This window comes from Acidicapsa ligni, from assembly GCF_025685655.1.
Classification (GTDB): domain Bacteria; phylum Acidobacteriota; class Terriglobia; order Terriglobales; family Acidobacteriaceae; genus Acidicapsa; species Acidicapsa ligni.
In genome coordinates this window covers 156506-166592 of sequence record NZ_JAGSYG010000008.1, presented here as the reverse complement: position 1 = coordinate 166592, position 10087 = coordinate 156506, and the positions used below count along the sequence as shown (strand labels likewise).

General features: G+C 57.4%; 3 protein-coding genes. 1 reads left to right on the top strand and 2 read right to left on the bottom strand.

Going from position 1 to position 10087, the window contains the following annotated elements:
* Positions 1 to 159 precede the first annotated feature (159 nt).
* Positions 160 to 1122 (bottom strand): rhodanese-like domain-containing protein, encoded by a 963-nt coding sequence (locus tag OHL19_RS21510; protein WP_263359899.1) that lies wholly within the window; start codon positions 1120 to 1122, stop codon positions 160 to 162.
* Between the two features lie 372 nt (positions 1123 to 1494).
* Positions 1495 to 1800 (bottom strand): hypothetical protein, encoded by a 306-nt coding sequence (locus OHL19_RS21505; protein ID WP_263359898.1) that lies wholly within the window; start codon positions 1798 to 1800, stop codon positions 1495 to 1497.
* Between the two features lie 769 nt (positions 1801 to 2569).
* Here OHL19_RS21505 and OHL19_RS21500 point away from each other — a divergent pair.
* Complete coding sequence (locus OHL19_RS21500; RefSeq protein ID WP_263359897.1) at positions 2570 to 10072, top strand: FG-GAP-like repeat-containing protein; 7503 nt, start codon at positions 2570 to 2572, stop codon at positions 10070 to 10072.
* The last annotated feature ends 15 nt before the right edge of the window (positions 10073 to 10087 follow it).

The window sequence follows — 10087 nt, the reverse complement described above, 5'->3', positions numbered from 1 at the left end:
GCAGATCGCCCCTTCAACGGCTAACCAGATTCACCGCCGGAGCTAAAATGCCCGGCCTACCAAACGATGCCACCGTGAGTGTCCAAGTCAGGACTCTTGATCAGGACTCTCACGGTGTACGGTTTCTGCTGATCCATAATCCTTGAGATAAAACTCAGCTTATCGAATACCGTTTGGTGGCCCAATTGGCAGACCCGTTGCGTGCCATGCTTGAAAACCACCAACCACGTCCGTCGCACACCAGAGCCCGAGATCCTGCAAAGATGCGGCTGCAAGGCTTGATGTATAGCCTTCAGAACAGAACACAATCACTTGGAGATCATGATCGGTCGCCACTGGCAGCCGCGCGCTGGATGCCGGATCAAAGCGCCATTCGAGCACATTACGTTCGACAATCAACGCACCCGGAATAGTGCCTTCAATCGCGCGCTGAGCTTCGGGGCGAATATCGACAAGGATTGCCCCTGTTTTAGCCACTGCCTCATGGGCATCCTCCGGAGATAGACGTCGCAGACGGCCGCGCGCAGCTGAAAGCACTTGCTCTATGGTCGAAGCGACTATCCGATTTGCGAACGCCGGTCTTTGCGCTCCCCACTCCCGATCGAGTGTATCCGCTCGCTCAGACGCATGTTCACGCGGAACCAGTTCACTGCCATCCAGTTCATACTCGTTCATCTCGCTGAGCGGAGGCGAATAGGCGTGAATGCTAACGGCCGGGCCGAGGGATTCGTTACGAACATCATGCGCGTAATCGGGACCGAATGAACGCGGCTTGCCCGCAGGGATCACAAGGGTCTGCTCACCTGGACGATGCTCCTCAAGAACACCAGTCGCCACGAAGAAAGCTCCCGACGACTCTCCGTGATCGTGGAAGCCGGTGGATTGCCCGGGCATCCAACTGATCGCCCAAATGTCATAGTCCGCACCGTGATGCAGCCGCTCATACCAGCGATGTTCTTTACGCAGCCGAACCCGATTTAACCATCCATCCGAAGACGCGAACCACGAAACGATGTTTGCGAGTTCTTCAGGAGTTCTCGAGACCACGCCGGACTGGCTGTTCGTTGCTATGAGCGTATTGCTGACGTCACGTGCCAGTACTTCCTCAGTTACAAGCTGCATAGGATCTCTCCAAAACCGTTACGAACAAACACGGGCACAGATACCGGCTCGTTGACGGAAGCTACAAATAAACAATGGAGGATGCGGATGAGCTTTGGAGAAGGCGTTTCAGAAATCTCTGAGAATGTCGCAGCTCACCCAACGAGGAGTTGGGCGCAGCGACAACAAGTAAGAAGAACAAACGTCATATTCTGACGCTAACATGGCCTGAAGAATCAGGTCAATGTTTGAGCATCGGCCAGGCCAGTACGCCTATGGACACATTCTCCACTGAAAGATCGCTGTCCGTCTCTGCTTGCCGGATTCGCACGCCCGCGCTCTCTCAGTGCCCCGAAGCCCGGTTACTCCGAAATTATGTTGCTTCAAAGCTTGTCATTGATTTGCGTTCGTGACCGTTGGAGCGGAAGAAGACTGCAGTTGCTTTTTGAGCCACCACTCCTGCGCCGTCCACGCCTGAACCTGCGTTCTCATGTCCTCATATTGCACGACCAAGCTCAGGGAGGGAGCGCTTGCCGCGATCTTTGCCTGTACATCCTTGGGCGTCATCGGCTCACCCGCCACCTGTTCGATGCGGATTCTGCCCGGACTGAAGTGCGGAAAATATTTCACCAGATCCAGCATGGGCACCCTCTGAAGGAACTCAGGCTCGAGATACTCCGCCCGCTCTTTTTCAGGCACCACGTCACCCGCCGCTTACCTGGTGGCTCCCCCGGCACCAACACCGACATTCGCCCTCATATTGCCTTTGCTGGCCACCACGAAGCCGCCATCGTTTGTTCTTTCAACCACATGAGGATCTAAGACGGGAGTGCCGCGGAGACACATCAATGCTCTCATCGCCGTAACTCAATCGCCTTTATAATTATGTCTGTCAAATTTACTTATCGGCATACTGTTTGAGTTAGAAACTAACTACAGCATAGACAGCATGTACTAGCCTGCTGAAAACGTCTTGTTATCTAACTTTTCATATAAAATATGTAGAGTGTGAAATAAGGGACAAGAAGCGGCGTCCTTCTTTCAGTTCACTCCACCTATAGACATAGCCGTCGTGCAATTCGGCGAAGTAAATCGAACAATCATATTCAGTTGAATTATCAGATCGTGCTCAGTGGCTCGTGATGTTCCCACGCACACCGAGGGACAAGCTTCCGCGCAGCTAGAATCCCGTCACTTGAAAGCCTGTCGAATTCAGACAAATTGAGATCGTGATAATTCCTCAAATTTACCTTTATTTCACTGCGGTTAATAAAACTCGCAAGTTTCCGCGCGTGTTACCCATTCCCGCATCTCGTGCTTGAAATGAAGTGATAGACTTTAGCCACTTCTACACAAAACGGTTCGGTTTCACGAGAGGGAGCGGTCACCTAGGTTGCGCCCTGAATCTTTGTCTCGTACGACGGAACAAGAGCGATTTCTTTCCACATAACTTTGGAGTTCGTCTGCTGTGATTATTGCTGCCCTGCCTGTTCTCTCTGCGATTCCTAATTGGATATTTCAACGCACTCTAGCCTGCATGCCCAGACTGCGTAAATTGGCCGTGGCGTTTCTTGCCGCCGCTGTAACCGTCTGCGGCGCGGCCCAGGTCAAGGCGGCGGCAACAGCTACGACCCTGACTGTCACCTCCACTGGCAGCGCGGTGACGACGATAACCTCGGGCAGCGTGGTAACTCTTACGGCGACGGTGAAGTCCGGAACCGCGGCGCTGACCACCGGGCAGGTGAACTTCTGCGACGCTTCGGCGACATATTGCACCGACGTTCACCTGCTAGGAGCGGCCCAGCTGACCAGTGCGGGAAGCGCGATCGTAAAGTTGCGCCCGGGAATCGGAACGCATAGCTACCGGGCCATGTTTGTGGGAACGAATACCGAATCCGCGAGTTCGTCGGGCGACTCACCGCTCACGGTGACCGGGGCTCACGTTTCCTATCCGTCGACGACAACCATCGCGGAGGCCGGGAGCTGGGGTCACTACACGCTGACTGCCTCGGTAACAGAAATGGGGGGGAAGCCTGCGCCCACTGGAACAGCCAGCTTTCTCGATACCGGCAACGGAAATGCGGTCCTCGCAACCGCGAACTTTGGAGCCGGTACGCCAGGATTAAACTGGCTCAATCTGCTGACGCCAATAGTAGGCTCCGAACCGGAGGCGGTAGCGGTGGGCGACTTCAACGGCGATGGCATTCCCGACTTGGCTACCTGCGATTTCGGCGGCACAACGGTAACCATCCTTCTGGGCAAAGGAGACGGGACATTTTCCGTTACGGCGAACCGACTGACGGTTCCCTCTCCTGGGTATATTGTGGCGGCCGATTTCAATGGGGACGGAAAGCTCGACCTGGCAGTCACAAGTTATTCGAACGCCACGACCCTGTCGATTTTTCTGGGCAACGGAGACAGCACGTTTAAGGCCGTCGCAACCGGTCCAGCAGTGGTACCTTATGCCGCCGCAGTAACCGTGGCCGATTTCAATGGAGATGGAATCCCGGATATGGCTGTGTCGACTCCCCTTTCCGGAATTATCTCGATCTTGCTAGGCAAAGGGGATGGAACCTTTTCCTCCACGCAGATCACCCTTTCAAGTATGGGCTGTTTCCCGGGCATCGCGAGCGGAGACTTCAATGGGGACAACAAAGCGGATCTTGTTCTTACCAATGACTGCGAATACAACAATGGCGATCCGATACGCATTCTTCTGGGCAACGGAGACGGCACCTTCCTGGCGGGGCCGACACCGCAGACCGGGATCGCGGCCAGCTCAGTGGTGGTCGCAGACTTCAATGGAGATGGCAGGCTGGACCTGGCCATTGCGAATTCCGACGGCAACGCGCTCTCCATCTTCCTGAACAACGGGAGCGCCGCTTTTACGGAAACCGACTTTGATCCATCCTTCCCTGAGCAGGTGTCCTCACTTGCCTTCGGGGACTTCAACGGCGATGGCATAGCCGACCTGGCGCTGCCCAATGCGTACAACAACACCGTAACGATCTATCAGGGCAATGGAGACGGCACATTTACTCCATCTGCAGTGACGCCGGCGACCGGCAACATACCAGTGGGAATTACTGTCGAGGACTTCAACGGGGACGGCGAAGCTGACATCGTGGTGGTAAATAGTTTCGACGACACCGTGTCGGTATTATTGTCGCAGCCGACGGAAACCGCGACGGCGACGGCCACGGGCGTTGTGATCGCGACAACAGGCGAGCATTTGGTTGACGCAAGCTATCCCGGCGATGAAAACTACAACCCCAGCGTGTCGGGTACAACGCCTCTCTGGGGAGAGCAACCCGCGACGGCGATCACGCTTGCACTCACCTCCGGTAGCTCTCCGGTCATCACGGTTTCATCCGGAAGCATCGTTACGCTTACCGCGGAAGTGAAGTCGGGCTCGAACCCCGTGACGGCCGGTCAGGTCAACTTCTGCGATGCATCGGCCGGCAATTGCACCGACATTCACCTGCTGGGAAGTGCCCAGCTCACCAGCAACGGATCGGCGGAGTTCAAGTTTGTTCCCGGACCTGGAGCGCATAGTTACAAAGCCGTATTCCTCGAAAACGGCTTCGGGCAGCCCAGCGCATCCGGAGTCTTGGCGCTTACGGTCACTCCTCCCGCTGGTGTAATTTATCCGAGCACCACCACGATTGCGCAGAGTGGCACAATCGGACATTACAGCCTGACCGCAACCGTAATGGAAACGGGAGGAACACCATCGCCTACCGGAACCGTGTCCTTTCTAGACACCAGCTATTCCAACGCGGTGCTGAGTACGGCCACTCTAGGAGTCGCAACACCAGGCTGGTCCTGGCTGAACTCCCAGACACCTGCGACAGGCAGCGGACCGATTATCACAGTTGTGGGAGATTTTAACCTGGACGGTAAGGCCGATCTTGCCGTGTTGAACCAATCCAGCAGCACCGTCACAATTCTTCTTGGCAATGGGGATGGCACGTTCACGCCCTCTGCCAAGAGCCCGGCGGTCGGCTCTGAAGCGCTTGCGATAGCAGTCGGCGACTTCAACGGCGACGGTAAACCTGATCTGGCCGTGGCCAGCGAAGGCGTGACAGGTTCGCTGACCATCCTGCTCGGCAAAGGCGACGGAACCTTTACACCGACGGCAACCAGCCCGGCCGTGGGCCAGTCACCCACAGCGATCGTGGTTGCTGACTTCAACGGCGATGGCATTCTAGATCTGGCCGTTTCGATCTACAACCAAAGCAACCTCACAATTCTGCTGGGCAAAGGCGATGGCACCTTTACCCTGACGACCTCCGGCCCGATTCCAAACGAATTCGCCCAGGCGCTAGCCGCGGCGGATCTAAACGGGGACGGCATTCTGGATCTGGTCGCGCAGCATGGAACCGGAACGATCGAAGTCTTGCTCGGTAATGGAGATGGAACATTCCGAACCGGGGAGATGTTCTCCTCTGTCACCAATACGGCCTCAATCGCAATCGGGGATTTGAATGGCGATGGCAAGCTCGACCTCGTGGTGTCCAACAACTACCAGGAAGCAATAACCGCTTTCCTGGGCAACGGGGATGGGACCTTTGCCCAGACGGGAATTGTCACCACCACGACTCAAGCGGAGCCGCAAAACCTGGTAGTCGCGGATTTCAACGAAGACGGCGTACCTGACGTGGCCGCTTCAACTGGAAACGACGAAGTACTGTTATTGCTTGGCAATGGGGATGGAACCTTCACAGCAGTTACACCGCCTCCCGCAACTGCAGGCATTTACACCGACGCCAACTATGTCGTCGCAGCGGATTTCAACGGGGATGGAAGACCAGATCTGGCCGGTGTGGAAACCGTCAACAACGCGCTAACGATCCTGCTGACTCAACCCACGCAAACGGCGACTGCGACGGCTAACAGTATTTCTCCTACCGGTCCCGCTCCGCATCTGGTGGATGCAAGCTATCCCGGAGACAGTAACTACACTGCGAGCGTCTCGGGCACCACTTCCTTGTTGGTTCAGGCCGCAACGCCGGTGATATCCCCGGGCATGGGAACCTACACTTCCATTCAGTCGGTGACAATCACCGATGCAACACCTGGAACAACGATCTACTACACCACCGACGGCAGTTCGCCGACCCTCACTTCCAACCAGTACACGGGCCCGATCACCGTATCGGCTCAGGTCGAAGTTGTCTCGGCGGTTGCCGTTGCCACCGGCTATGAGTCCAGCACTATTAGCTCGACGCTCTTCATCTTGAGCCTGCCTGCTCCCGCGTCTCCGGTGATTTCGCTGCCTGCAGGTGTATATTCCGGCGCGCAGTCGGTGACGATTTCTACGTCTACGCCGCAAACCTCTATTTACTACACTACCAACGGCGCCTACCCGACGACGAGTTCCACGCTCTATACCGGCCCCATCCAGGTAACCGCATCGGAGACGCTGGTGGCCGTCGCGGCTTACGGATATTCGACGAGCGTGCCGGTGAGCGCGCAGTACATCCTCAACGGATCTTCGGCGGCCTTTATCTACACAGTTGCCGGGGACGGAATCGCCGGTTACAGCGGCGATGGTGGGATGGCGACGGAATCCGATTTAAACTACCCGACGGCAACGGCGCGGGACGTGGCTGGCAATCTCTATATTGCCGACTCGGGCAATAACGTGGTGCGCAAAGTTACGGCATCCACGGGAGCAATCTCAACCCTAGCCGGAAATGGAATTGCTGGCTACAGCGGCGATGGCGGCGCGGCCACCAGCGCACAGCTTTCAGCCCCGCGCAGTGTGGCGATCGATTCCGCCGGCAATGTGTATATCTCGGATTACAGCAACAACGTCATTCGCAAGATTGCGGCGTCTACGGGAAAAATCTCAACCTATGCCGGCAATGGGGTACAGATCTATAGCGGCGACAACGGGCCCGCCACCAGTGCAGGTCTGGGATCTCCGGATGGAATCGCATTGGACGCGCAGGGCAATCTCTACATTGCCGAATACGGTTACCTGCGGGTTCGCAAGGTGACCGCGAGTACTGGAATGATCACTACCGTAGCTGGCTCCGGGCAATACGGGTACGCGGGGGATGGCGGCCCGGCGATCAACGCCTCATTTGTGTCTCCCAGCGGAGTGGCAGTGGATTCATCCGGGAATCTCTATATTGCCGACACTTTCAGCAATGTCGTCCGCCTCGTGAACGCGAGCAGCGGAGTGATTACCACGGTTGCGGGCAAAGCGAGTCTCGAGAACTATACGGGCGGCTATACCGGGGACGGGGGTCCGGCAACCAGCGCCGAACTCAACTCACCAGAAGCAGTCGCGGTGGATAACAGCGGAAACCTCTATATCGCCGACACGAACAATTACGTCATTCGCAAGGTGACGGCCAGTAACGGGGTCATCACGACGGCGGTTGGAGACGGAACCGGCTCGCCCTGCTATTCCTTCGGAGGCGACGGCGGTCCGGCGTCGAGTGTAGCGCTCTGCTCTCCGGAAGGCGTTGCCGTCGACGGCGGAGGCAATCTTTATATCGCAGATAGTAATGAGAGCCGCATCCGCAAAGTCACCGTCGCCAATCTTCCACCCACCGCGCAAACGGCCGCTCCGGTGTTGAGCGTGACGGCAGGCACTTACGCCTCTCCGCAAACGGTAACCATCACGGATGCCACGCCGGGGGCTGAGATTTATTTGACCCTGAACGGGACTGCTCCCAGCACCAGTACCAACGCACCAGCTTACAATGGTCCCATCGATGTCACCGGGAGCGTCAAGATTGGGGCGATTGCGGTTGCTCCAGGCTATCTGGCCAGCGCTCCGGTGACAGCCGCCTATACCATCCTTGCACCAACTGCCGCGACAATCTCCACCTTTGCCGGCAGCGGCGCATACGGATATAGCGGAGCCGGTGGACCGGCTACCAGCGCACAAATCAACGCCCCGGAAGGCATGGCAGTAGATCGATCGGGGAACGTATACTTCGCCGATGCATATAGCTTCGTGATTTGGATGGTTTCGGCGAAGACGGGCGATATCTCTGTATACGCTGGTACCGGCATATACGGATACAGCGGAGACGGTGGCCCTGCCACAGCCGCCACGCTCAGCGATCCAATGGGAATTGCGTTCGATAGCGCTGGCGATCTCTATATCGCCGATTCTTACAATAATGTGGTCCGCAAAGTGGCAGCTGGCACAGGATTGATCAGCACAGTTGCCGGGAACGGGCAACCCGGCTCGGTCTTCAATTCCAATAACGGAAACGGCGGCCTAGCGACCGCCGCAGCACTGAACAACCCCTCCAGCGTTGCGCTGGATGCCGCCGGCAACTTGTACATCGCGGAGACCGGCTCCAATGACGTCCGAATGGTGTCCGGCAGCACGGGCATCATTACCACGGTCGCCGGAAACGGAGAGGTCGGGTTCAGCGGCGATGGCGGTGCAGCTACCAGCGCCACGGTCACCGAACCGAACTGGCTAGCGTTCGACAGCGCTGGAAACCTGTATATTGCAACTTCGGCTGTAGGGCGAATCCGCAAGGTAGCGGCGGGCACCGGAGTGATCACCACAGTCGCAGGTGATGGAGACGTGAACGGCGATAGTGGTGATGGAGGTCCGGCAACCGAGGCCGAGGTTACTGCGACGTCTCTCACGACGGATTCGGCCGGCAACCTGTATCTCTCCAACCCGTCGGCATCGATCCGCAAAATCGCGGCAGGGACAGGCATAATCACCAGGGTAGCCGGTATTGCAAATCCGGGTTTCGCCGGCGACGGCGGACCGGCAACCCTCGCCGAGATTTCGTCCCCGCAAGGCATTACGTTCGATGCCGCCGGCGATCTCTACATTGCCGACGAAGGAAACTTTCGAGTCCGGAAGGTGACATTCGCCTCCTCGACCAGCACAGCAGCCCCCCCCGTATTCAGCGTCCCGGCCGGTACCTATACGAACACGCAAACGGTAAGCATTACCGATGCCACAACTGGCGCCGCCATCTACTACACCACGGATGGCACGACGCCAACCATAAGCTCGACCAAGTATGGCGGTTCCATCACCGTCTCCAGAACCGAAACGCTGGAGGCAATTGCGGTGGCACCGGGATATACGTCGAGCGCAGTGGCTTCGGCCATGTATACGATCCAGGGGGTGGCCGTAGGCACAGCTGCGGCGACGGTGACCGTGACGCCCTCCGCATCCACCATCACGGATCAGCAGGCTGTAAGCATGACTGTTTCCGTAGCGGGCGGAAGTGGACAACCCACGCCCACCGGCACGATAACTCTTGCCGGCGCCTCCTATAATTCGACACAGACGCTAAGCAGTGGAGCGGCGACTTTCAAGATACCCGCAGGGACGCTGGCATCCGGAGCCAATACCATTTCGGCGAGTTACTCCGGAGATGCTACATACGACTTTGCAAGTGGTAGCGCCACTGTCACCGTCTCTCAAATTACAATCACCCTGCCGACCCCGCCGGCTATCTCGCCCGGCGGCAGCACTACCAGCACAGCGACTCTTTCGGCAGGCAGCACCTACTCCGGCACCCTGAATCTGGCCTGTTCCCTGACCGCATCTGCAGCCGGGGCGCAGAATCTGCCGACCTGCAGTCTAGCTCCGGCCAGCGTCACCATTGCTTCCGGCAGCACTGGAAGCTCCGTCCTCACGGTGCAAACGACGGCGGCCAGTAACGCAGCGCTGCTCCAACAGCCCCAGCCTGGACAAAGAATGCGCTGGTCTGGCGGCATCGCAGCGTTAGCGGTGGTCCTCATCTTTGGCGTACCGGCCAGACGTCGACGATGGATTGCAGGATTGGGCCTGGTTTTGATCCTCATCGCCACAGCAGCTACGGGCTGCGGAGGTGGCAGTAACAGCACCCCGCCACCCTCCACTCCGGGCACAACGGCTGGAAACTACACCTTTACAGTGACAGGAACAGATGCTTCCAACACCAAGATCACGGCATCGGCTACTGTTGTGGTTACTGTTCAGTAAGGGGCGAGTTCTGCT

Excerpts from the sequence above, each read along its gene's own strand:
- OHL19_RS21510 (WP_263359899.1), bottom strand. The coding sequence starts at position 1,122 with ATGCAGCTTGTAACTGAGGAAGTACTGGCACGTGACGTCAGCAATACG.